Origin of the sequence: Paenibacillus sp. RU5M (assembly GCF_900221055.1) — a bacterium.
Lineage (GTDB): Bacteria > Bacillota > Bacilli > Paenibacillales > Paenibacillaceae > Paenibacillus > Paenibacillus marchantiae.
The window spans coordinates 20,031-42,792 of the sequence record NZ_OBQM01000016.1; the positions used below are offsets into that span (position 1 = coordinate 20,031).

22 protein-coding genes are annotated in these 22,762 nt (G+C 46.1%); 5 read left to right on the forward strand and 17 right to left on the reverse strand.

Going from position 1 to position 22,762, the window contains the following annotated elements; all coding sequences use genetic code 11:
* Nucleotides 1-83: 83 nt before the first annotated feature.
* Complete coding sequence (locus CRO25_RS29480) at nucleotides 84-1,517, reverse strand: glycoside hydrolase family 1 protein (protein ID WP_063565260.1); 1,434 nt, start codon at nucleotides 1,515-1,517, stop codon at nucleotides 84-86.
* A 113-nt stretch (nucleotides 1,518-1,630) separates the two neighbouring features.
* Between CRO25_RS29480 and CRO25_RS29485 the strand changes: the two genes are divergently transcribed.
* Both CRO25_RS29485 and CRO25_RS29490 read left to right on the forward strand, forming a co-directional pair.
* Nucleotides 1,631-2,548 carry a YafY family protein gene (locus tag CRO25_RS29485; protein ID WP_079697459.1) on the forward strand — a complete coding sequence of 306 codons (918 nt, stop codon included), beginning with the start codon at nucleotides 1,631-1,633 and terminating at the stop codon, nucleotides 2,546-2,548.
* Between the two features lie 75 nt (nucleotides 2,549-2,623).
* Nucleotides 2,624-3,439, forward strand: a complete 816-nt coding sequence (locus CRO25_RS29490; RefSeq protein ID WP_079697421.1) for a class I SAM-dependent methyltransferase — start codon at nucleotides 2,624-2,626, stop codon at nucleotides 3,437-3,439.
* A gap of 103 nt (nucleotides 3,440-3,542) precedes the next feature.
* Here the strand turns inward: CRO25_RS29490 and CRO25_RS29495 are convergent, their stop codons facing one another.
* The 3 genes from CRO25_RS29495 to CRO25_RS29505 form a co-directional block, all read right to left on the reverse strand.
* Nucleotides 3,543-4,337 carry a hypothetical protein gene (locus tag CRO25_RS29495; RefSeq protein WP_079697422.1) on the reverse strand — a complete coding sequence of 265 codons (795 nt, stop codon included), beginning with the start codon at nucleotides 4,335-4,337 and terminating at the stop codon, nucleotides 3,543-3,545.
* 84 nt (nucleotides 4,338-4,421) lie between these two features.
* Entirely contained in the window at nucleotides 4,422-4,838 is a 417-nt protein-coding gene (locus tag CRO25_RS29500; RefSeq protein WP_079697423.1) for a hypothetical protein, read from the reverse strand.
* A 276-nt stretch (nucleotides 4,839-5,114) separates the two neighbouring features.
* Nucleotides 5,115-6,395 (reverse strand): transcriptional regulator, encoded by a 1,281-nt coding sequence (locus CRO25_RS29505; RefSeq protein WP_079697424.1) that lies wholly within the window; start codon nucleotides 6,393-6,395, stop codon nucleotides 5,115-5,117.
* A 380-nt stretch (nucleotides 6,396-6,775) separates the two neighbouring features.
* Between CRO25_RS29505 and fabV the strand changes: the two genes are divergently transcribed.
* Entirely contained in the window at nucleotides 6,776-7,966 is a 1,191-nt protein-coding gene (gene fabV / locus CRO25_RS29510; RefSeq protein WP_079697425.1) for an enoyl-ACP reductase FabV, read from the forward strand.
* A 104-nt stretch (nucleotides 7,967-8,070) separates the two neighbouring features.
* On the opposite strand, the gene CRO25_RS29515 is transcribed toward fabV, so the two are convergent.
* From CRO25_RS29515 to CRO25_RS29525, 3 genes are all read right to left on the reverse strand, one after another.
* Entirely contained in the window at nucleotides 8,071-9,321 is a 1,251-nt protein-coding gene (locus CRO25_RS29515; protein WP_079697426.1) for a DNA glycosylase AlkZ-like family protein, read from the reverse strand.
* Between the two features lie 138 nt (nucleotides 9,322-9,459).
* Complete coding sequence (locus CRO25_RS29520) at nucleotides 9,460-9,684, reverse strand: hypothetical protein (protein ID WP_072734723.1); 225 nt, start codon at nucleotides 9,682-9,684, stop codon at nucleotides 9,460-9,462.
* A gap of 70 nt (nucleotides 9,685-9,754) precedes the next feature.
* Nucleotides 9,755-10,351 (reverse strand): restriction endonuclease, encoded by a 597-nt coding sequence (locus CRO25_RS29525; protein ID WP_063565251.1) that lies wholly within the window; start codon nucleotides 10,349-10,351, stop codon nucleotides 9,755-9,757.
* A gap of 256 nt (nucleotides 10,352-10,607) precedes the next feature.
* Here CRO25_RS29525 and CRO25_RS29530 point away from each other — a divergent pair, with 256 nt between their 5' ends.
* Nucleotides 10,608-11,882, forward strand: coding sequence for a hypothetical protein (locus CRO25_RS29530; protein ID WP_079697427.1), 1,275 nt, complete (start codon nucleotides 10,608-10,610; stop codon nucleotides 11,880-11,882).
* Between the two features lie 316 nt (nucleotides 11,883-12,198).
* On the opposite strand, the gene msrA is transcribed toward CRO25_RS29530, so the two are convergent.
* The 6 genes from msrA to CRO25_RS29560 all read right to left on the reverse strand — a co-directional run bounded on the left by msrA (nucleotide 12,199) and on the right by CRO25_RS29560 (nucleotide 18,203).
* Nucleotides 12,199-12,717: a peptide-methionine (S)-S-oxide reductase MsrA gene (gene msrA / locus CRO25_RS29535; protein WP_072734724.1), complete on the reverse strand. Its 519-nt coding sequence runs from the start codon at nucleotides 12,715-12,717 to the stop codon at nucleotides 12,199-12,201.
* Nucleotides 12,718-12,883: 166 nt separating this feature from the next.
* Nucleotides 12,884-13,141 (reverse strand): GlsB/YeaQ/YmgE family stress response membrane protein, encoded by a 258-nt coding sequence (locus CRO25_RS29540; RefSeq protein ID WP_017686880.1) that lies wholly within the window; start codon nucleotides 13,139-13,141, stop codon nucleotides 12,884-12,886.
* 285 nt (nucleotides 13,142-13,426) lie between these two features.
* Nucleotides 13,427-14,731, reverse strand: a complete 1,305-nt coding sequence (locus tag CRO25_RS29545; protein WP_079697428.1) for an AAA family ATPase — start codon at nucleotides 14,729-14,731, stop codon at nucleotides 13,427-13,429.
* Nucleotides 14,731-16,194, reverse strand: coding sequence for an RtcB family protein (locus tag CRO25_RS29550; protein WP_079697429.1), 1,464 nt, complete (start codon nucleotides 16,192-16,194; stop codon nucleotides 14,731-14,733). Before CRO25_RS29550 ends, CRO25_RS29545 begins: the two co-directional genes overlap by 1 nt.
* A gap of 596 nt (nucleotides 16,195-16,790) precedes the next feature.
* Nucleotides 16,791-17,609 carry a TerC family protein gene (locus tag CRO25_RS29555; protein ID WP_079697430.1) on the reverse strand — a complete coding sequence of 273 codons (819 nt, stop codon included), beginning with the start codon at nucleotides 17,607-17,609 and terminating at the stop codon, nucleotides 16,791-16,793.
* Between the two features lie 279 nt (nucleotides 17,610-17,888).
* Nucleotides 17,889-18,203, reverse strand: a complete 315-nt coding sequence (locus tag CRO25_RS29560; protein ID WP_064635903.1) for a DUF3817 domain-containing protein — start codon at nucleotides 18,201-18,203, stop codon at nucleotides 17,889-17,891.
* Between the two features lie 174 nt (nucleotides 18,204-18,377).
* Between CRO25_RS29560 and CRO25_RS29565 the strand changes: the two genes are divergently transcribed.
* A complete protein-coding gene (locus CRO25_RS29565; protein WP_256863785.1) occupies nucleotides 18,378-19,481 on the forward strand; it encodes a glycosyltransferase family 4 protein in 1,104 nt (367 codons plus the stop codon).
* A 24-nt stretch (nucleotides 19,482-19,505) separates the two neighbouring features.
* Here CRO25_RS29565 and CRO25_RS29570 read toward each other — a convergent pair whose 3' ends face one another.
* The 4 genes from CRO25_RS29570 to CRO25_RS29585 form a co-directional block, all read right to left on the reverse strand.
* Complete coding sequence (locus tag CRO25_RS29570) at nucleotides 19,506-19,868, reverse strand: HIRAN domain-containing protein (protein ID WP_063566897.1); 363 nt, start codon at nucleotides 19,866-19,868, stop codon at nucleotides 19,506-19,508.
* Between the two features lie 47 nt (nucleotides 19,869-19,915).
* Nucleotides 19,916-20,881 carry a YafY family protein gene (locus tag CRO25_RS29575; RefSeq protein WP_079697431.1) on the reverse strand — a complete coding sequence of 322 codons (966 nt, stop codon included), beginning with the start codon at nucleotides 20,879-20,881 and terminating at the stop codon, nucleotides 19,916-19,918.
* A 272-nt stretch (nucleotides 20,882-21,153) separates the two neighbouring features.
* Complete coding sequence (locus tag CRO25_RS29580) at nucleotides 21,154-21,672, reverse strand: hypothetical protein (protein WP_079697432.1); 519 nt, start codon at nucleotides 21,670-21,672, stop codon at nucleotides 21,154-21,156.
* A 263-nt stretch (nucleotides 21,673-21,935) separates the two neighbouring features.
* Nucleotides 21,936-22,568, reverse strand: coding sequence for a 50S ribosomal protein L25 (locus CRO25_RS29585; protein WP_063566894.1), 633 nt, complete (start codon nucleotides 22,566-22,568; stop codon nucleotides 21,936-21,938).
* Between the last annotated feature and the right edge of the window lie 194 nt (nucleotides 22,569-22,762).

Consider the following 22,762-nt stretch of genomic DNA (forward strand, 5'->3'; position numbering starts at 1 on the left):
AACCAAACGTAAAGAACCTCACAGGTGCATCCAGCACCAGTGAGGTTCTTTACGTCATTATGAATCTATTTTACAGTGGCAACTTAGAGCTCCTCGCCATTGGATTCAATGACTTTTTTGTACCAGTGGAAGCTCTTCTTCGGTGTTCTGCTGAAATCACCATTGCCATCATTGTCCTTGTTCACATGAATGAAGCCATAACGCTTCTTCATCTCTCCCGTGGATGCGCTGACCAAGTCGATACATCCCCACATCGTGTAAGCGATAAGCTCCACACCGTCGGCAACGGCTTCTTTCATTTGTTCAATGTGACCTCTCAAATAATCAATCCGATAGTCATCTTGAATAGAGCCATCTTCCTCCACTACATCCACTGCACCCAGCCCGTTCTCCACAACCATCAATGGAATTTGGTAACGATCATACAGGTGGTTCAGGGTGTAACGTAATCCTTTCGGATCGATCTGCCAGCCCCAGTCGGAAGCTTCCAGATACGGATTTTTGATGCCGCCCAGCAGATTTCCCTCTGCTCTATCCAACGACTCATCCGCACTCTCGACCAAGGACATGTAATAGCTAAAGGAATAGAAGTCCACGCAGCCTTCACGCAGAGTCTGTGCATCTTCCGGCTGCATCTCGATCTGGATGCCTTCTTCGGCGAAGAAACGTTTGGCGAATCCAGGGTATGCTCCACGAACCTGTACGTCTCCACAGATCATGTTGGACAGCTGGTCCTTCTTCTGCGCGAGCAAAATATCGTCCGGATTGCATGTATTCGGATATGTTGTCATGAAAGCGACCATACAGCCGATTTGGAAATCAGGATTGATTTCATGTCCCAGCTTCACTGCTTTTGCACTTGCAACAAATTGGTGATGCAGCGCCTGGAAGCGGGTCTGTGGATCATCAACGCCATCGATCAATGTCTCTTTGCCTTCAAACAGGATACCTGCAGCCATATAAGCCCCCATTGGCATTGTCAGACAGTTGATCTCGTTGAAGGTCAGCCAGTATTTCACCTGATCTTTGTATCGGTTGAAGAGGGTTGTACAATATCGGATATAACAATCAATCACTTCGCGCGAAGCCCAGCCGTTATATTTCTGGGTCAGACCAAATGGTGTCTCGTAGTGAGAAATGGTCACGAGCGGTTCAATGTTGTACTTTTTCAACTCGGCAAAGACGTTGTCATAGAACTGCAATCCCTCTTCGTTTGGCTCCAGATCATAACCGTTCGGGTAGATTCTGGACCAGTTAATGGACATGCGGAACATTTTGAAGCCCATTTCAGCCATCAGGGCAATATCCTCTTTGTAATGACCATAAAAATCAACCGCTTCATGGCTCGGATAATACGTACCCTCTTCCAGTACAGGCGTAATCCGCCGTGGTGTCGTGTGCGTTCCACCTGTCATCATATCGGAAGTACTTGGGCCTTTACCACCCTTGTCCCATCCACCTTCAAACTGATTGGCAGCCGTAGCGCCACCCCAGAAAAATCCTTCTTTCATCGACATCATCAATTCCTCCTTCTTGATCTTCCTAACACTATACATCCAGTGTACCACCCATACCCTGACACCTATTGTCATGGTATAATGTCGGCATGGAAAATAACCGATTATTCAGAATGCTATTGCTGTTATTAGAGAAAAAGAAAGCTACCGCACCCGAGCTCGCGCGTTTGTTCGAGATATCCGTGCGCACGGTGTATCGTGATATCGACAGACTGAGTGCGGCGGGTATTCCCGTATACACGACAACCGGAAAGCATGGCGGCATCCATCTCATGGACAACTTTGTCATGGACAAATCCCTGTTGTCCGAAGATGATCAGAATGAAATTTTGCTTGGATTATATAGCGTCAGCGCCATCCCTCACCTTAACACTGCCCATATGCTCAAACGTTTAACCGCCCTGTTTGATCACAAGCTGGATTGGATCGAGTTCGACTTTTCGCCATGGGGCAGCATTCCACTGCAAGAGAGGGAACTGTTCAATCAGGTCAAACAGGCGATCTTCACCAATCAATGGATTACGTTTCACTATGTCAATTCGGATGGAGAGAAGAGTGTTCCGACGGTTGAACCTCTCAAACTTTTGTTCAAGAACAGTACTTGGTATTTCAAGGGGTACATTCACGACGAGCACGACCGAAACGAATTTCAGACGTTCAAAATGAAACGCATTACCCAGCTGAAATTTCTGCCGAGGGTTCCCCGAAACAACATGAACATCGGATCAACGGAAAATGAGACACAAGTCTCTATCAACCAAATCGCTCTGGAACTGTCGTTCTCCAACTCTATTGCGTATAGGGTGTATGATTTTTTTGAACCATCACGCGTTGAAAAAGAGCCCGACGGCAGGCTGCGCATTGCCCTTGAACTCAATGAGGGAGAATGGCTGTACTCCTTCCTGATGTCGTTTGGATCTGACCTGACCGTAATCAAGCCTGCACACGTTGGACAGGAACTGCTTAGGCGACATATCAAAGCGGTAGAACATTTACAACAGGTCGTTAACAACAGGTTGGAAAATGAATGATATAATGTAGCTCTGATCATCTGTTGATTCTTTTACTTTTTTGCTATCTATCCATTTCCTGAAGGAGGTTTGTCCATGCAAGACATTAGACGTAACAATGTGGAACGATTCAAAGGTTTCGGTACGTTATATGACCAGAACCGGCCCGCTGCGCCCACCGAGGTCGTAGATATTCTGACGAATTATTTGGGCAGCAAACCTCGCTTGGTCGCAGATGTTGGCTGTGGTACGGGCTTATCGTCATGGATTTGGCTAAATGAGGCAGAACGTGTTATTGGCGTCGAACCAAGCGATGATATGAGAGCTGTCGCAGAGTCCAAATGGGAAGCCGCAGGCAAACCGGACCATCTTCGCTTTGTCTCCGGCCTGTCCCACGAACTGGGACTACCTGATGGCAGTGTGGATATCGTGACCTGCTCACAGTCGTTCCACTGGATGGAGCCCCAGTCCACACTGCGCGAATTTGCGCGTGTACTGCGTCCAGGCGGCATATTTGCTGCCTACGACTGTGACTGGCCACCAGTGGTCGATTGGCAGCTGGAACAAGCCTATCTGCATTTGAATACGGAGGCAGATCATCGAGCTGCCAGTCTGGCTCCTCAGGAAAATCAAGCACATAAATGGAGTAAAGACGGACATTTGCAGCAGATTCAGCAGTCCGGCTTGTTCCGTTATTCGCGTGAAATTTTGTTTCATCATCGGGAAACATTCGATGCGGACCGATACGTCAATCTGGCACTAAGCCAAGGAGGTCTGCAAACGGCAGTGAAACTCGGAGCCACTGATCTGCTCGAGGTAGCAGACGAATTTAGACAGCTGGCTACACGCATTTTTGATGGAGAATCGAGACGAGTCCTATTCTCTTATCGGATGCGCCTGGGCATCGTCTGATCTTAAGCTAAGCTCATCCAGATTTTCCCCAAAATAAAATACACAAAAGAAACCTGCACCATCACTAGCATCGTGATGTTACAGGTTTTTTGTTCATACAGCATCAGGATGAGAAGAGGTCACTTAACTGTCCCTCCTGTACATTCAGTGCCAGCACCAACTTTGACGGGTCCTGCTTCGAGTAGATCACGTTAATAATATGACCTTGCTGAACCTGAGGTAGGGTAGATGGATAAATTTCCTTTGGCATAGTGACCTTAAATGTCTCTCCATTTGACTTCGTTACACTAAGCGTAAGCTGCAGTTTGATTTTGCCATTACCTCCGCTTCCAAGTGGAGTAACATCCAAAATTTTGGCCATCGCTTTCTCGCCCGTTCGTGCAATATCCATCATCTCAGGAGCCACGCCATGCTGCACCATCTTTTCATCCAGCAATTGCTGCATATCTTCCTGAGACAGTCGTCCTTTCAGATCAAGCCCTACCTTCCGTTCATCCTTCACGGAGACCACTAACGGAATAAAGCTGCCCGGCTGGAACTGAGCCATGGACGTCAACGGAATAATGGTTCTCAACTCGGTATCGTATTTCTCACGCCCTTTAAGCGAGACGGTCAGGCCCAGTCGAACTTCCGGCTGCTCATTAATATACGTACCCGTCTGCTGGATGCTTTTAATGACACCAACCGCCGATAATCCTGATTTCACTCTCCCGACGCCGAAGATATTAGCCAAAATGGTGGGAATAAAGATCAGCCCAAATCCGGCAAAAATCGCTGGTGTATACCACCATGCCTGCATAATGATAAAAGGATCATTCCACAACTGTTGTGCCAGAAATGGGGAGAATCCCACCCCGAATACAGTCAACACACCTATTAATCTCAGGAAACCTACCATCTGCCCCACCCTCTCTATCTCTATTATTCGTTGTTAATTGCATTCATTAAATGATAACCTACCATCTTGCAGTTTGAGCACCTTCTACTCGGACAACAATCCCATGTAGATCAACTCTGTCGGATTCGCTGGATTTTGCCCCAGTCCCACCCGATCTCCCACGCGTGGAATCTGCATCTTGGACACCAGTGTTTCCAATGTTCGCTGATACTGATTGCCATTTGTCTCTGTTACATCCAGAACAAGCACAACAATTGGATCAAAATTGATCAGCTTACCCGTATCGGTAATCGTGATTACCGTGGCTGTTGCAGTTAAGGGAAGGGAACCACTTGCCGCCAGTTGTGCCTGCTTCGCCGAATCCAGACTCTGGTTGATGGCTTCCCGATGTTCCTTTGATACAAAACCTTTCATCATCATGCCGGTAAGTCCTTTATTCATCATTTTATCCGCCTTCGCAATCGCATCTTCCTGCTTGTTCTTTTTACCAAACCATCCCATAATGAACACCTCGTTTTTTTGTTTTTGGTTATAGTTAAAGTATAAACAGGACGGCTTGTCCTTGAATACCCTTTTGACTGCATACAAAAGAAACGAAAAAACCGGTGATTAATCCACTGGATTTTCGTTTCTTTAACATACATTTCGGTTGATTCCGCAAAAAAAAGAGCCGAAAACGACTCTTGAATGAAAGGTTGGGAGGCATATTTTGTGCCTAATGCACCGGTGTTGAACAAAATCATGCAAAAAAATGGCGGTTCCAAGCCGATTTTCAATCTATTTTTTGCGTAACAGGTAGACCAGCTTCCGATAATACATGGCGGCTTCCTTATATTTTCGCTGATCCTCGGACACCACGGCCATTCCCTCATATAAAGGTTCAAGACGCATGACATGCTGCACGGACTCAAAATAAGGCAGACACGAAAGCGCACGCTCCATGAACACTTCACGATCTCCATGTGCAAGAGCCAGATGGCTTTGGTAGAAGGTTGCGCTCATCTGCTGATCCTGAGTCGTTGCACTATTCAACAGTTGATCCACACTTTGTGCAAGTACACCCCAGTTTTTTCGTGCCAGTGCCACTTCACACCGATACACACTCACTAACGGCTTCATGGCCTGTTGGGTTTCTTCGGGTTCCTGCTGCAACAGGGATTCGAATCGCTCGATCTCCGACTGCGCCTGATCCAGTTCCCCCGTCATGGTTAACATGACAATCCGATTATTCGCAATTGCCGTGACCAGATCGCCCTGATTACCGGCATACACCAGATTCGCCTCTGCCATGGTTAATGCCGAGAGCGCCTCCTGTACCAGTCCCATTGCAAAGCAATATCCGCTGTAAGCCACATATAAACCGGATAAGCGATGAAACAGCCGCTGATCATAGACATGTCTCATTATGAGATCGAACACCTGCTTGGCCTCTTCGTACTGTTTGACCTGAATGTGGGCTTCCATCTTGATATTTTGCACAGATAGCCAGAATTCACTTCCCGGAAGGGCCAATTCACTGAGCCTGGTTGCATGCGTTAACACATCTACAGAAGCAATCTTGGAACGATAGTACTGAACTTTGTAATATAATAACGCCTTGGCTAACGGACGCGGCAGATCTACATCGTCAGGACGGCCGTATTTCTCCAGATAAAAATTCAAATAAGATGTATGTATATATTCATGAGCCGATGCATCATTTAATTGTTGGTAATAGACCGCTTTCATTAAGGCCGTGGTCAGCTCTACTGTCAGCGCATCATCCCGATCCTCAAGTGCGTGCACGATATCTTCTGCTATCACCGAAGCTGGAACTGACATTTGTTCAAAAATAGCCTCTGCCCGCGCGAGTGTTTCGTCATCCTGTGCAGAAGCATTTAACAGATAGGAAGTTGTAACGCCAAGACGTGACGCAATAGCCTCTGCCAGATCTTCAGGGAGTGGGTAACGATCGGCCAGAATATTGGCAAAGTGAGCCTGCGTAACCAGACCTTCCACGAGGTCTTTGCGGGAGATTTGCTTTCTTTTGCTCAGAAATTCAATCCGTTCCTTCAGCATGGCTAGTCTTCCTTTCGTTTCGATCCTGGAATTACTATAAGTTGAACGAATGATTTTACACTAGAGCACTACGTGGCCAAAACCATCTTTCGATCGCTGTTATCCCCAGATTTTTTCGAATCCCTTATAGAAGGGGAAAATCCAGTGATAAAGGCGAACGCTTCGCTTCTCCAGATCTGTTCTGTCCTCTCCGTTATCGTGTAAATGTTTAATTCAAATTATATAATATCATCCCGGATGCGAAGCCGGATACCGTCTTTTAGCCAAATCCATCGAAACGGTTTCCGTTTCGGAGGCAATTGTTTTACAATAAGGAGGTATGTACCAGAGCATTATCCATTAATGATGAACCAGAGTTGAATATGAAAGGATGCAAATGAATGATTATTAAACCAAGAACACGTGGTTTTATTTGTACAACTTCCCATCCTGTAGGCTGTGCTGCACAAGTGCAGGAACAAATTGATTATGTAAAATCCCAACCGCAATTGAACGGACCGCGGAACGTACTCGTTATCGGAGCTTCCACTGGATATGGACTTGCTTCGCGCGTCGTATCCGCATTTGGTGCCGGAGCCAACACCATCGGCATTTACCGCCCAAGCAGTGCCACTGAAAAACGTACGGCTTCAGCAGGCTGGTACAACTCCGCTGCATTTGAGAAAGCTGCGGAAGAGGCAGGACTGAAATCATACAGCATCACAGGTGATGCCTTTGCCAATGAAACAAGAGAAAAGGCCGTTGAACTGATTCGCAGTGAACTCGGTCAGGTTGATCTGGTTGTCTACAGCGTAGCGTCGGCACGCCGTACCGATCCGAATACTGGTGAAGTATTCAACTCCGTGCTCAAACCGATTGGACAATCGTACACGAACAAAACAGTCAATTTCCATACGGGAGAAGTGACTTCCATTACGCTTGATCCGGCAACCGAAGAAGAAATTCGCCAGACCGTGACCGTGATGGGCGGAGATGATTGGGAACTGTGGATGGATGCCTTGCAACAAGGTGGCGTACTCGCCGACAATGCAACAACCATTGCCTTCTCTTACATCGGTCCTGAACTTACACATGCGATCTATCGTGATGGTTCCATCGGTCAGGCCAAAAACCATCTAGAAGCGACAGCCCACAAGCTGAATGATCGTCTGAGTGCAAAGGGCGGACGTGCTTACCTAACCGTAGCCAAAGCGCTGGTAACCCAGTCAAGCTCCGCAATTCCAGTGGTGCCGTTGTATATCTCTGCATTGTACAAAGTCATGAAGGAAAAAGGCTTGCATGAAGGCTGCATCGAGCAATTGCAACGCTTGTTCGCTGATCGCCTCTATGCGGGAGGAGAAGTTCCGACCGATGAAGCAGGGCGTATTCGTATTGACGATTGGGAGATGAGAGCGGATGTTCAGGAAGAAGTGGCGAAGCTCTGGAACGAGCTGACCACCGACAATATCTACGATCTGTCCGATTTGGTAGGATACCGTCAGGAGTTCTTCCAACTGTTCGGTTTCGAAACCGACGGCGTGGATTATGAAGCAGATGTTGATCCAAATGTTGAAGTACCACATCTGCGTTAATTGAAAAGCAATATTGCTGTGGGACTGGCGTAACAAGCTTATTACAGGTCCAAATTCAGCCTTAGGGGAGCGAGCTTTCGCTCCCTTTTTGACGTCTACCGATTCTATAAGATCGACTTGAGTTGCTTTTTCAACCCCTTCGGCTCCGTCTTCTCTACCGTGATGGATCGCGCTCCATGCATCGTTGCAAAGAACTGGAGTCCCTCCCGAAAATCCGCGATCCATTCCTCCACAGGCGGAGCAGTCTCTTCCATCGATAACAACCGAACCGTTAGCACGCCCGTTTTGCGATCGAGTCGCGGATCCATACGTCCAATCAGCCGATCGCCGTGAAGAATGGGCATGGCATAATATCCGTAAGTTCGTTTCACCTCTGGTGTGTATATCTCCCACTTATAATGGAAATCAAATAAATCCACAATCCGTTCCCGTCTCCACAGCAGGTTGTCCAGTGGAGGCAGGAATCGTACCGGACCTGATGGATCATAATGCATTTCTTCCCTTTCCATCTCACGCAACAAATCTTCATCTTCTGCACGGATATAATAAGGCGTCGAAACGTCCTCTACCTCCAGCGGGATCATGCAACCATCTGCGACTCGTGCAGCCATATCATTCCGACGTTCAGCAGCGGTGGATTTCATCCAGCCCAATCGTGGATCTCGCACGTCCACGACCCGATAAGCATATATGTATTTGTCCATCAAAGCTTGCCTTTGAGTCAAAGAGTCGATTTCCGCTGTCGTGGATTCGCCCTGCTCCAACAATCCAGATTCAGTAATATGAAAATAACGTTCATTGCCCTGCCTTGCGACGACACGAATGGCAGCCGAATCCAGCAGCAAGTTTAACGCTAGCGTAGTATCCTTCGTTTTCGGTACATCCGCATTGTCCCAATATCCGCTTACCCGTTCGACGGCACGAAAAGCTCTGGAGGGTAACGGCCCCTCTTCTTCCAAACGTTTTAGCACATGCTGCACCGTGTTTCCCAGCCCTTCCAATGACGGAGCCAGACGATCCCTTAATCGAGCACGTACAGGTTCGAACATCGCATAATCTTCGATCGGAATAACACATGCGGCATTTGCAAAATATTCGAACACTTTATGATCACTCAACAACGTATGTAAATATTCGGAGGTATAGCCCGGATCACGAGCGCCCAGCACCAAATGCTGATTTCCGGTTACGGCAGCGACAGGATCAATCTGCACGCAGCCAAGGGAGCGAATCAGTTGCATCACCTGTTCAGGACCCGAAGGCAAGGAAACGGCGGGCCAACGTCCCAATAAAGATTGCGTCTGCAGCAAAAAACGCCGAACGATTTTTTTATCCATGCGAAGCGCTGTTGTCATATGTAGAATTCTTCCCTTCATCGAAGATAGGAGGATGTATAGCTATAATTGATCCAATTCAAAAGATATACATTGATTTTAACAGTCCAAGGGATGTCATACCAATCGAAGGAAGAGCTTTTTTTAAAATTTTGATGCTTATGCAGCACTCCGCACATCACAGACAAAATAAAAAGAAGCACCACCATCCTGGGTCCGCTTCTTGTGTTTGACCTTTTGCAATTTTTCCTGTTTCGTGGGCATGAGTCGAACATGCTGGGATAACGCTCCATAATCTCCGTTTACTCTCCGACTTTGCTCTGGACACCACTGTCCTGACCGCTCTGCTTTGCGCAATACTTTTTGCGTTTGTGTACGTGCCATGATAATTGAACACACTCCCTTGGTTGGTATGCACTCAATATATCATGTGCAGGCAGACAAGTGAAGGTGATTAACGTGGAACTCTTTTTCGCCGTGATTGCCATGTTTCCACAGGTTCCTGATCGTCTTCCTCAATCAATTCCAGTGCTTCTTCCATTCTTCTGGATTTAAACAGCATGATCAGGTCCATCAGATCTTCACGGTCCAGCAGCTTCACCCCGTTGACCGCTGCCAGCGTCCGGCATGCTTCCGTATATCTGGCTGAGGTGAGAACGATGGATCGATCTGCTTCATAATAACGCATGGACGTGTAAATCTCCTGTACTGCGCTGAGTCCAACCGGATGATTTGCTCCGTAACGCTTGGCCTGAATGACATTACGTCTGCCTGCTCTATCCACAAATACAAGGTCCGCACCAAAATCACGGCTGCTTGTGGTCTTATGTACTTCGGCATAACCGAGTTGTTGGAATAAATGATACAGGTACAGTTCAAATTCCGATCCATCCTGCATTTTATCGATATCCTTAATCGTAATCTTACGCGGATTGGCCTCACTTCGTATGCGCTGCCCTCGCCGAATTACACGGCGAATGATCCAGGCAATGAGCAGTAAAAGGACGATAACGCCTATACCCACAGTGGTCATATTTTCATTCCAGTTCATGTCTGTTCTCCTTGTCGTTCCTCTAATCTGTCAGGCTAATCTCCCTCTTAGCCCTCGTCACCCGACTAAATATAGCAGACTTCTCTCGTAACAGAAAGAAGATGAATTCCCTGTAACCCTCGAAATTCTCCAAACAACATTAATATTACACCTCAATCATAAAAGGTTACAGACACTCAGGTTGAATTTCACATGTGTGAAATGGTAGAATTCAACAATCGGTTCTATTTTGAATCGAAGAAAGGTGGTTTATAACTTGCATACATCCAACAAACGAAAGTCCAAAACATGGGCTGCGCTTCTTCTCAGTGGCACGCTCCTCTTCAGCCTGCATACACCAAGCTACGCGGCCGCAGAACAAAATGCACCCTTGCCTAAGCCTTCATGGACATCATCTTCTCTCTCTCTCACGCAAGTGAATACGGAGAAAGACGTTATCGTCAACGAAGTGAACGCAGTACCTGCGAAAAATCTGGTGTATGTGCATTCTTCCCAGCCCGTAACCAAAACAAGCAGCAATACGAAGCTGGATTGGCAGTTGGATTCGCTTCAGGCGCTGGATGCCACGACCGGACAATTGAAATGGAACGTTATTTTCCATGAGAAAAGTGGGCCTTATACAACCTACTCCAATTCGCTATATACCAGCAACGGCACAGCTTACGTATATATGGAATATTCGGATGGAACCAAAAAGGTATACTCGTTCAATACTTCCGGCAAAACCAACTGGGTCAAAAACATGAGTAATTCATCATCCATGTACCTTCTGGACGACGATACGTTATTGATCGCTTCGAGCCCTGGTGTTCAATCGAACGGTTCCGTTCGTTCAGCCATCTCGCTGTATGACAAAAAGGGAAAACTGATTACGGAAAAAACAATCAACGGTGCTGTACTCAAAGCAGGCAGTGATCGAATCGTAGTCGATGCCAGCAAACAAACCAAAGTGGGCAGCTTCTGGCAGCAGGCCGCTAATCCCAAAGTGGAGATTTACGATCGTACGCTGAATCGTCTTTCCTTCTATCAGTTCCCGAGCAATGCCAACACTCTGGGTGACGGTGGCGGTGAATCACTGGCCATTCTGGAAGATGGCTCCGTGATCATGCGTGCCAATTTTGCCAACACGGGTAACAAGCTGATGGGCTTTGGCACCGATGGCAAACTCGCCTGGGGCCGTGCTATTGCCGGTGATGCCTATGTTCAGACCGCAGGCAACAGTTACACTCTGTTTACAGGCCAAAAGCTGGAGCTGTACACCATGAAAGGCCAAGTGACTGAACGTACATTTAAGGAAGAGCAGCCTATTCTCATGCAGGTTGATCGTACACAGGACGGGCAGTATAAACTTGATTTCGCCAAAAAAGGTTATATTCTCGATCCGCAAACATTGGATACAGTACATGAATATACGTTTGCATCCTCTCCTGGATTGCTCGATGGGTATTCAACGTACAACGATCATATTATTTATCAGATCAATGACGATGCATTATCCAAGTATGTATTGAAGACAGCCTCAGCTAAATAGTAAATGGAGCGCTCTGGTTGACCGACTAACGGTTAACAGGGCGTTCTGTTATTTCACACAACGATGTAGAGTCCCCCTCTTGTTTTTCCTCTCTGGGCAAACTGTTATAATAGTATCGTTCACCTTTTCACCCTACTCTTGATTGGCAAAGGGGAGTTCTCCCATCAACGCAGAGAACGTAGATAAGTTCTGTAGCCATTGAGATAACATTCTCTTAATCATTGAACAATCAAAAAAAGCTGGGGAAGTTCCTGTTGGAACTCTCCCGGCTTTTTCAATAAGATCTGATGCAATTTGGCTAATCTAATGAACTTAATTATTTATTCCAGTTTTCTTCAATAAATTCATCCCGTCCGGATTCCGCACGGTCTTCTTTGTAATGCTTCTCATTTTTCTTGTGGTAATCCTGGTGGTAATCTTCTGCCGGATAGAACACAACTGCATCCCGAATCTCCGTCACAATCGGTTGATTGAACCGCCCGCTTGCTGCCAGTTCCTGCTTGGACTGCTCTGCGAGCTCACGTTGACGTTCATTATGGACAAAGATCGCTGTCCGGTACTGACTTCCACGATCCTGAAATTGCCCTCCATCATCGGTTGGGTCCGTCTGGGGCCAATATAGCTCCAGCAGACGTTCATACGGAAACACCTCTGGATCAAACGTGATTTCAACGACCTCGACATGACCGGTCTCCCCGGTTTTGACCTGCTCATATGTTGGATTATCGACGTGACCGCCGGTATAGCCTGATACAATACCATGAATGCCTGGTTGCTCTTCAAATGGTGTAACCATACACCAGAAGCATCCGCCGGCAAATGTAGCTTTTTCCATGCACACTCATCCCTTTCTGTTGTACCTATATCTTAAAACAAAAAGAGGTTGATGGAAAGCCACGTCCGTGGACTTCCATCAACCTCTTCAGAAGCATCTGTTATATCAACAGTTATTCAAAGTGCGTGTTGCCGACTAACTGTATATTCAAGAATTCTTGAATTCGTTACCCGCGGCTTCGGCCCATAGAACGGAAGATCAAGCTCACGATTGCTACAAGTACGATGGCACCGATTAATGCCGGTACTATGTAGAATCCGCCCATTTCTGGACCCATATCTCCCAGGATTACTCCACCTAACCATCCGCCGATAAAACCGGCAATGATGTTACCGATAACGCCGCCGGGAATGTCACGACCAACAATCAGACCTGCCAACCATCCAATGATACCACCGATAATTAATGACCATAACCAACCCATATCATTCACCTCTAATTAAAGTTTTTGTTGTTGTCTGTCTACTATTAACCGCTACAGAAGCATTTAAACAATTGGCATGAAAATTGTTGTATATTACCTTTTGTTCATATGCCCTTTTCTCTGTTCTACAGCCTATAACAAGGCATTATAAACAGATTGCGTCACTTCCGGGCATCTTACACAGTTCAAGACTGCGTTATGTACCTCCCAAAAGTCATTGTATGTTGATTCAGACAGCCTTAGTATAACCAATTGAGGTGAGAATATTTTAATGGTTATATTCGATTAATAAAAACCTGCACGGCCTTTACCTGGCTGAGCCAGCCAGTTATGTTTATGGCTCTTGTCCAACTCTCCTCGCATCGACTGAATGATCTGCACAATGTCTGTCTGGCCATTCTGGTGCCATTCCAGCGCTGCGCTGACATACAGCTCTCCAAGTTGAGCAAGAGAAAAGGTATCCGTCAATCGTGCAGCTTCCAGCGTACCTTCTTCCCCTGCGAAGACATCAAAGCCGCGTTGGTTCAAATATTGCAGGCGCAGCCCTTCGTCCGGTAGCGGTATTTCATAAGCCCGATCAAACCGACCGGCACGGTTCATGAGCCCTGGGTCTATTTTCTCCGGATAATTCGTGGTGCCAATTAGGAAAATGCCCTCTTTGGACGTTGCCCCATCCAATGTATTCAGGAAAAAGGAACGAACTTCATCCGGCATGGAATCGATATCCTCAATAATTAGTACCATGGGAGCCAAACGTTTGGCTGCTTCGAACACTTCACGTACCGATTCACTGTTTGTGTATTCGGTAATTTGCCAATATGCCGCAGGCCCCGGAATGCTTCCCGCAATGGATTTCACGAGGGTCGTTTTTCCGTTTCCAGGATGGCCGTACAGCAGGATGCCACGTTTGTAAGGAATATCATAGTCCCGATAAAAGGAACGATCTGCCTCGAAAAACTGGTCCAACGAACGGAAAATATCCTGTTTAATTTGCGGAGAAAGCACGACCTCATCCCGCCCCACAGAGCGGGTAATGGATTCCACATGACGATCACTGCCATTGCGAGCATCCGTGTACACCGTGACTTTTTTCATATTTTGCTGCCGTTCCCGTTCCCTTACACTGCCCAGAAATTGCTTCAATTCCTCTTCTCCTGTAGCAAAAACAAAATCCTCATTGTATATCCCATTCTCCCGGAAGAAAGGAATGCGGACGAGAGCCACGCCCCACTGCGGATAGGCAAATACATTGTTGCGAATCGAATAATGCACCCCATAGGTTGGTGCATCTCCATCATCCTCATAATGCAGTGTACGCAGCTCCAGATCTTCGAAAATCCGGGCAACCAATTCCACTTCCGTACTGTTGCTTTGCAGATCTTCTTTTAGCAGATCCCAGTATTCACTGTTTGGATCATCACTTGCATAGAGTTCATAACGAACGCCGTATCGATTGCCAAGCGCTTCAATGATGCCGCGAATCAAGCGGGCATATATGGCATAGCCTTCGTTTCGGATTTGACTGTCTTGTTGCTCCTCATAGGAATAGATGACTCTATTATGATTCAATTGTTCTTTCTCTATCGTCATTACTTAGCTCCCTTCACAGCGGCAAGTGGTTTACATTTGGCTACAACTTGAGCCAGACCTGCGCCGGTAACACTATCAATAATTTCATCGACATTTTTATAAGCTTGCGGCGATTCATCAAGAATCGATTCAAGCGAACGCTGGTTCACCACAATCTCATCTTCAGTTCCCACACCCAGCGCCGAGGCAAAATCCTCCACGGTAACCAGGCGCTTCGTTGCTGTACGCGAACGAATGCGTCCTGCCCCATGACAAATCGAATAATAGTTATCCTTCCCCTCGGGTTGACCTACCATGATATACGAAGCCGTCCCCATTGAACCGGGTATAAGCGCGGGATGACCTGTTGCCAGATATGGCTTCGGATTATCCGGATGACCAGCAGGTAATGCACGTGTAGCTCCTTTGCGGTGTACAAAAACGGAACCTTGATCCGAGTGCGATTCCTCCCATGCATAATTGTGCATCAGATCATAGAGGGTTCGAAATTCGCATTTTGGACCAAACACATCCCGAAAAGCTTCGCGAATTGCATAAGCAATCAGATGGCGGTTCACCACAGCATAATTCAGTGCAGAATACATCATATTGACGTAATGGAGACCTTCCGCATGTTCAAGCGGAGCAAAAACCAGTCTTGGATCGGATGTCCCCAGACCATTTCGCTGCATCACTTTCGCAATCGCTGATGAACTAGTTTGGCTTACATACCCACCCCAAGCCCGGGAACCGGAATGAATCATGACAACAATTTGTCCATCGTACAGACCCCAGGCTTCCGCAATCTCCCGATTTTCCTCCGCAATCTCAATCGTTTGAATCTCGGCAAAATGATTGCCTCCACCCAAAGTTCCTAACTGGCGATGAGCCCGATGCCAAGTCATATCCGGTACCAGATTCAACACTTCCTCATCAAAGGCAAATTTGCTGCTCTCTACATGAGTGATGGAAGTTGATTTTTTGGGTGTATAGCTGTCCGGGATATATTTTTTAGGTAATCCATGCAGACCCTTTCGCACAATATGCTCCAAACGAATATCCGAGTAATGACCGCGCTGATTTGCCTCCATCGGCAGCACTTTCTCAATGGCTTTCACGAGTTTACGGCGCAGCTTCACATCCTTCAGGTCGTCCTTATGCAAATTGGTCATATGCACCCGCATGCCACAGCCGATATCACTGCCTACGATGGATGGAGATACATAGCCACTCTTGGCATCCCATACCGCCGTTGTACCGATGCAGGTGCCTACACCGACATGCACGTCAGGCGTATAGCTCATATAGGAAATGCCCGGGATTTGAAGATTGTTGTTCGCCATCTCGAACACCTTATAGTCCAATGACGAGAATAGTTGTTGTGCCGCATATACCGTTAAGTCCCCAGCAGGCAATTTGACTTCATGTCGGTAGCCACCTGTGAGTTCATTTTGAGTCGTAAATAAATTAGGTTGTGTATTCATAAATGTTTATTATTCCTTCCTATACGTTCAGCTAATTCGGTTCATTTCAAAATTGAACCTAACGTTATTCCGAATTCATATCCATAGTCAGTACAACAAAAAAGAAGCCACGGACAGTTCGCCCGTGACTTCTTCATGACAATAACAGAAAACAAAAGCAGCATGAACATGCCGCATCTGTTCTCCATTGCTATATACGCCGAGAGTAGCATATCGATTAATAACGTTCCAAGGATAAACGATATGCATCTTCCCCTATGTCGCCCGTATGAGGCCAAAGAGACGATGAACTGGATATACAATTGTGTCTGTGCTTCGTAGTGTCTTTGTGAATTTCAAATCATAACCAACCATCATATCTCTCGGCCTCCCTTCATTAATATTATGTTTATATTAAGCGGACTCGTTTCGATGTGTCAACCCTTTTCTTGGAAAATTCCCTATTTTTCATATGCATTAGATTTAACTTCGTGCCAATAACTTATATAAAAAAAGCAGGGTCTGTAAGGAACAGACCCTGCTTACTCATGCATATCATGAGATTAGATATCGATTATTGATGGTACATGTTTTGACAGATTTGAATTTGCATCTTATCATTTCCCTGCTTGTTTTTCCAATTCTTCCACAGGATTTTCATCTTCTTTTTCAGGCACCTTGGAAGACAGGAACCAACCGCATACTGCAATCGTAATCAGCACAATGTAGAATCCAAATTTCCAAATTTTATTTTCCGGGAAATGCTCATCCAGAACGCCCAGTGAAGGGTGTGCAAGTGTAATAACAGCCAACTTAACCCCAACCCAGCCGACGATAACGAAGGCTGCAACTTCAAGCCCTGGACGGGAATGAAGCAACTTAACGAAGAAGGAAGCCGCAAATCTCATGATGACGAGACCGATAAATCCGCCGAGGAAGATGACGATAAACTGGCCACCGTCAAGTCCACCGATCGGAGGAAGACCACTTGGCGGCAAGGCAACAGCCAGCGCCACAGCTGCGAGAATGGAATCGACCGCGAACGCGATATCTGCCACTTCCACCTTGAATACAGTCATCCAGAAACCAGATTGTTTTTTTTGTTTTTTGGGAGCGGAATCAGCCGCTTCATCTGTTTTGTTTCGGCTACCCAACACCTTTTTGACAATGTGGTTAATGGAGATGTACAACAGGTACAGGGCACCAATCGCTTGAACCTGCCATACGTCCACGAGGAACGAGATCAGGAACAACGAACCCAATCGGAAAATAAACGCTCCCATCAAACCATAAAATAACGCCTTTTTGCGTTTATCATCAGGTAAATGCTTAACCATAATGGCAAGAACCAATGCATTATCCGCTGCAAGCAATCCCTCCAGGACTACTAATACGACGAGAACCCACCCATACTCCAATAATAATGACAAATCCAAAATTGACTCCTCCTTAGTATCCTTATGATGTACAAAAAAAAGGACCTTTACCATTACTGGTAAGGTCCTTTTTATTCACAAAAAGAGACCTTTACCCAGTATGAAAACTTGGTAAAGGTCTCGCTAACAACAAAATTGCTGCCAATAAAGCCGGGGATATAATCCCGAACTGACGACTTTACTGTGAAAGCTACTCCCCTTTAACATCAGGAATATTTAGTTTTAAGTTGAAACAGGTTCAATAATCTGTTCTCATCATATTCATAACGATAAGCAAAGTCAAGCTTTATTTGACTGACTACGGTCCAGCTTGCGAAAGACCAGCAAATCATAGATGAAATTGCCTAGCGGGATAAATGAGACAAAAAACAAAGCAATTGGACGACGTAAACGCCATTTTTGCGTGGTATAAAGACTCACCATAAATAATAAATACATCAGAAATAAAAAGCCATAGATGTTGCCAAACCACGTGACTGCCTGAGGCATGATTCCTGATTCCCTTAATGGAAAAGCAACAAATAACAACAGCACATATGAAAGCCCCTGCAACCACAACAGCAGTCGAAAGCGGCTGAGTGTTGAATGTAACATTTTTTTCCTCCTGCTTCTAAATACGCGCAACGATTTCACTGCATCCCGTACAGTATATCACAAAAACGCAATTTCCCCTCACGCGTAGTTCCACAGGAGCCAAATCCACCCGATGCACATAGGATATATGACCAAAGTAGATTGTTACGAATATGGACAAGGAGGAGCCTGTTGATGATGAAAATAGCCCTGATAGCGCCTGAAAAATTGCCAGTCCCAGGTAACGGATCAGTCGAAATCTGCCTCCTCGGCATTGCTCGCGAACTTGCACTCCGTCACCAGGTGACGATCTTAAGTCGTCAGATGCCCGGCCTTGCCATCACAGAGCAATTAGATGGCATTACGATCCGTCGTGTACCAGCAACCAGTCCCAGCGAGTACACAAGGGCAGTGATCCGTTTTCTGAAAATTCAGCCCTTCGATTTGATCCAGGTAGACAACAGACCTCATAGTATGGCTGCAATTAAACGCGCCTTCCCTTCGTTACCTGTGGTGCTCTATCTTCACTCGTTAACTTTTGCACAACCAGGTCCTGCAAGATTAGCGCTGTTAAAAAAAGCGAACTGGATTGCCGTCAACAGTCAATCTCTCAGACAAAGGCTGGGTCGCCGATTTCCATCCTTGAAACGACGGATGGGTGTTGTACCACTTGGCGCAGACCTAAGCCGCTTTTTGCCTGCAGCTAAAGGAGAGCAGCAGCTTCTGCGGAAGCAGTTTGGTATTACAGGGCCATTCTCCATTCTGTATGTAGGCCGACTGATTCCCGGCAAAGGTGTGGACATATTGATTCGTGCCGTAGCTCTTATTCAGCAGCAGGTATCCGTACAACTGATCATTGCAGGGAAAGGACCTCCAGTTTACGTCCGCAAGCTGCGACAGCTTGCCCGAAAATTAAAGGTGGATGCCGCCTTCCGAGGTCAGATCGCTCATGAACGTATTGACCGTTTGTACAGGGCTGTGGACTGTCTAGTGTGCCCTTCCCAACAACATGAGGCCTTCGGGCTGGTTAATGTTGAAGCTATGGCTTCAGGACTACCCGTCATTGCTTCAGACAATGGAGGCATTCGTGAAATCATTGTATCGGGGAGTAATGGATACCTTGTGAGACAGTATCACAATCCCCGAAGTTTCGCTGCTTACCTGTCTAAACTCGCAGACAATCCTTCTCTCGCTCGTTCGCTTGGAGAAGCTGGCCGTGCCAGTGCAGTTGAACAGTTCAGTTGGGCCCGGACAGCCATGCATCTTGAAGCAGCTTATACAAGACTCATCCGCGGATAAATCTTGTATAAGCTTGTGATTTCGTTAGGCTTTTTCACGTGACTGCCAGTCTGCAATAAAACTATCCATATGCGGAACAGGAACGTACATCATTTCAATTAACTCCACAATAATCATATCTTTCATGGCAAACCTTACTTTAGCGCAGGTTTGTTGGCGGAAAGCATCATAGATTCCCGAGCCTGTCCAGCAACCATGAGGAGCGAGCAGCGGATTATTAACAATATATCCAACCGTCCCAATGGGTGGAACCACTACCTTGATGGCTCGAGAGTCCACCCGATTGTCGGGGTCTTTGACCAGAAACAGGATATCGCCTACATTTAAAGCTTCTACACCATGATAATGTTCCATTCCATACATGGCTGCAAATAATTTGGTACTCATCGAAAAAGCTCCTTTTACACATTTTTTTGAATTTAGAAGGGTTGAAATTATTGATCTTCCGCATAATGCTTCATCCACTCTATGAGTTGTTTACGAATTTCTTTACGATATTCGCGGGGTTCAAGAACCTCCGCTTCGGGGCCAAATTGATATAACCATTTCAGGAATTCACGACTACTGTTCAACGTTACTTCAAATAACAATCCGCCATCAGGCAAATCAGTCATTCGTGGACGAACAAACATTTCTTCTTCTTTTATGTAGGGGGCCACCTCTTTACTGAACCTTACTTTAAAATGAATCAGTTTATCCCCACGATCAATGGACCACGTATTTTTCATGAACTGCGTTATGTTGAAATCACCCATAACAAAATGGGTATTGGTCTGGATAACGTCCAGAAAGCGACTGATCCGAAACAAACGTACTTTCTTCAGCAAGTGGCAATAACCAATCAAGTAGAAACGCTGATCGCGCGGAATGAGGTAATAGGGGTCAATGTCGCGGACCGTTATTTCATTTTTCGTAAGCGTATGATATTGGGTTCGAATCGTTTGTTGATCCAGAATGGCTTCAATGACTGGAATAAGCAAGTTGGGATACTTCCCTTCTTCCCGGTATGCAGGTGTACCCATACGAATAATGCCTGCAATATTTTCTACAATGTCACTGTTTCTCGATTTCATTTTGGTATGAGCTGTCATCACCTTGTCAAAGGCTGAATCAAATTCAGCCGGGAGTTGCGAAGTATCCACCACGGATGGAAGCATCGAGAATACCATCGCTTCCTGTTCGGTAAAATCCAGAGGATACATGGCAAATTCACCAATGAACCGATATCCCTTGCCATAACCTTCATTCATGATAGGGGCAACCCTGTCCAAAATTCGGAGATCGCGATAAATCGTGCGCACAGTGGTACCGCATTTCAACGCCAATTCTTTGGCGGAAATTCCGGGATTCGCTTGTATAGCCTGAAGTATACGCAGAAGACGAATTAATTTCTCTGTCATGTAGTTTCTCCCCTTCGATATTTTATCGGCAAGGAAAACTAGTTCCTTTAGTCCGGTACTAAATCTTTAGTCCCAAACTCACTTTCGCAATTTCACCTTATGTATATAGTTCAATCGCACTTATTCGGCTTATTAAATATACATTCTCTTACTTGCTTGCGTAAAATATTAACCTCAAGTCCTTATACCTACGCCTGATAGCCTATTTGGCATTCAAAAAAAAATAAAAAAAGTCTTGTCTCTTTGAGCAGAGACAAGACTTTTTCGCTTGGTTATTTGTGCAATTGCAATAATTTAGTCATCACATTGACCATATGGTCGCACAGATCAGGGATATCTCCCATCTGATCTTCATTCACACTACGGTCAAAATGTATTTCAGCAGTGACGGCGTAAGTTGCTGGCTGATCTTCAAATATATAATGAATATGCTGCAATTTTCGTTGTTCCGGCCAGCTCTCTTGTAATATGGGGCTAATCGCCGGACATTGAGTCTCAGGCTCCTTAACAACCATTCTGAACCGCAGCCGCAAACGGCAACCTGATGGACCACCTGGTGTCTCCAAAATCTCAGCCGCGAGATCCTCAAGCGATGTGCTCAGTACCACTTCGCCAGTTACCTCAGGACAATCTCTCAGGCAGAATTGCAGCACGAACTCTCTGGACATACGAGCCATCTCAAGCTGATCCTTCCGATCTGTTATGGAAATAAGTTCATCCAAATTATCGAGATCATATAGGTAATTTTCGAAGCCTACTTTCAAATTGTCATAAATCGTCGGATCAAACATGTTGCGAAACCTGCTTTCTTGTGCAAATTATTCCAAAGTGTATTGTTGCTGCTCCGAATCATAGTATACTGTAACGCTGTTTCACGCAAACAGGCAACGTTATCATACCGAATAGCTCGACTATGTAGCCATCTGTCATAAGTCAAAACGACATTCATTATCGCGCATCTCCAGCGACTCCACTTGTCCATTTCCAATATAAAAAAGCCCGGTCGTGATGACCGGGCTTGGTTGAGATACAGAATAATAAATATTCTGACTCCCTATTCTTCTTTAGCTGGTTCTTCTGGTGCTGCCGGTGCTGCTTCATCAGCAGAAGCCGTAGGCTCTTCCTCAGCCGCTTGTGGCGGCATCACGGAAGCGATGATGGAATCACCTGACGTCACCAGAGTCAGACCTTTTTCGAGCTTGATATCTCCAGCTGTCAAACGATCACCAATTTCCAGTCCGCTAACATCCACCTCAATGGAGGTTGGCAGATCAGCCGGAAGTCCTTCGACCTCCAGTTGAGTTTCCTGTGTCTGGAACACACCGCCTGCCTTGGAGCCGGCTGCGGTACCCTGGAAGTCGATCGATACACTAACGCTGATCGGCTTGTTCTTCGAAATTTGCAGGAAGTCCACGTGCAGCAGACGTCCGTTACGTTCCTGCTGATCCTTGATCAGCACTGGAACCGTTTTGCCACCCTCAAGATTGAGGTTGAACATCTCGGAGCGACCTGTACGTGCTACTTTCAGCACTTCTTTTTCATCTACATGTATCGCGGCACCTTCTAATCCCGGGCCATAAACGACAGCCGGAACACGTCCGCCTTGTCTTAACAGGCGCAATGCTGCACCTTTCTTTTCAGTTCTTGGTGTTGCCGTAAGTTGAGCCATTTTTCCGTTGGATTTCATGATTGAACATCCTCCTTCAAGGGATCCTTACTTCATATTTGTTAGGAAGCCGTAAGCTTCTCTCTTAGACCAGAATGGCCTTTTCGTGCGTGGCCGAATCTGGGGCCATATCTATATTTACCCCAATGAAAGACCATCTCAAACACTGACATGTGCAGTTTTTTTATTTTTCGGGTGAAAATGGTTCTTTCTGA

Coding starts and splice junctions, on each gene's coding strand:
- msrA (WP_072734724.1), bottom strand. CDS start 12,717: ATGGAAAAAGCTACATTTGCCGGCGGATGCTTCTGGTGTATGGTTACA.
- CRO25_RS29545 (WP_079697428.1), bottom strand. CDS start 14,731: ATGACGATAGAGAAAGAACAATTGAATCATAATAGAGTCATCTATTCC.
- CRO25_RS29565 (WP_256863785.1), top strand. CDS start 18,378: ATGATGAAAATAGCCCTGATAGCGCCTGAAAAATTGCCAGTCCCAGGT.
- CRO25_RS29495 (WP_079697422.1), bottom strand. CDS start 4,337: ATGGTAGGTTTCCTGAGATTAATAGGTGTGTTGACTGTATTCGGGGTG.
- CRO25_RS29550 (WP_079697429.1), bottom strand. CDS start 16,194: ATGAATACACAACCTAATTTATTTACGACTCAAAATGAACTCACAGGT.
- CRO25_RS29520 (WP_072734723.1), bottom strand. CDS start 9,684: ATGGCACGTACACAAACGCAAAAAGTATTGCGCAAAGCAGAGCGGTCA.
- CRO25_RS29490 (WP_079697421.1), top strand. CDS start 2,624: ATGCAAGACATTAGACGTAACAATGTGGAACGATTCAAAGGTTTCGGT.
- CRO25_RS29585 (WP_063566894.1), bottom strand. CDS start 22,568: ATGAAATCCAACGGAAAAATGGCTCAACTTACGGCAACACCAAGAACT.
- CRO25_RS29515 (WP_079697426.1), bottom strand. CDS start 9,321: ATGACAACAGCGCTTCGCATGGATAAAAAAATCGTTCGGCGTTTTTTG.
- CRO25_RS29575 (WP_079697431.1), bottom strand. CDS start 20,881: ATGACAGAGAAATTAATTCGTCTTCTGCGTATACTTCAGGCTATACAA.
- CRO25_RS29480 (WP_063565260.1), bottom strand. CDS start 1,517: ATGTCGATGAAAGAAGGATTTTTCTGGGGTGGCGCTACGGCTGCCAAT.
- CRO25_RS29570 (WP_063566897.1), bottom strand. CDS start 19,868: ATGAGTACCAAATTATTTGCAGCCATGTATGGAATGGAACATTATCAT.
- CRO25_RS29525 (WP_063565251.1), bottom strand. CDS start 10,351: ATGAACTGGAATGAAAATATGACCACTGTGGGTATAGGCGTTATCGTC.
- CRO25_RS29505 (WP_079697424.1), bottom strand. CDS start 6,395: ATGCTGAAGGAACGGATTGAATTTCTGAGCAAAAGAAAGCAAATCTCC.
- CRO25_RS29580 (WP_079697432.1), bottom strand. CDS start 21,672: ATGTTTGATCCGACGATTTATGACAATTTGAAAGTAGGCTTCGAAAAT.
- fabV (WP_079697425.1), top strand. CDS start 6,776: ATGATTATTAAACCAAGAACACGTGGTTTTATTTGTACAACTTCCCAT.
- CRO25_RS29540 (WP_017686880.1), bottom strand. CDS start 13,141: ATGGGTTGGTTATGGTCATTAATTATCGGTGGTATCATTGGATGGTTG.
- CRO25_RS29485 (WP_079697459.1), top strand. CDS start 1,631: ATGCTATTGCTGTTATTAGAGAAAAAGAAAGCTACCGCACCCGAGCTC.
- CRO25_RS29500 (WP_079697423.1), bottom strand. CDS start 4,838: ATGGGATGGTTTGGTAAAAAGAACAAGCAGGAAGATGCGATTGCGAAG.
- CRO25_RS29560 (WP_064635903.1), bottom strand. CDS start 18,203: ATGTTACATTCAACACTCAGCCGCTTTCGACTGCTGTTGTGGTTGCAG.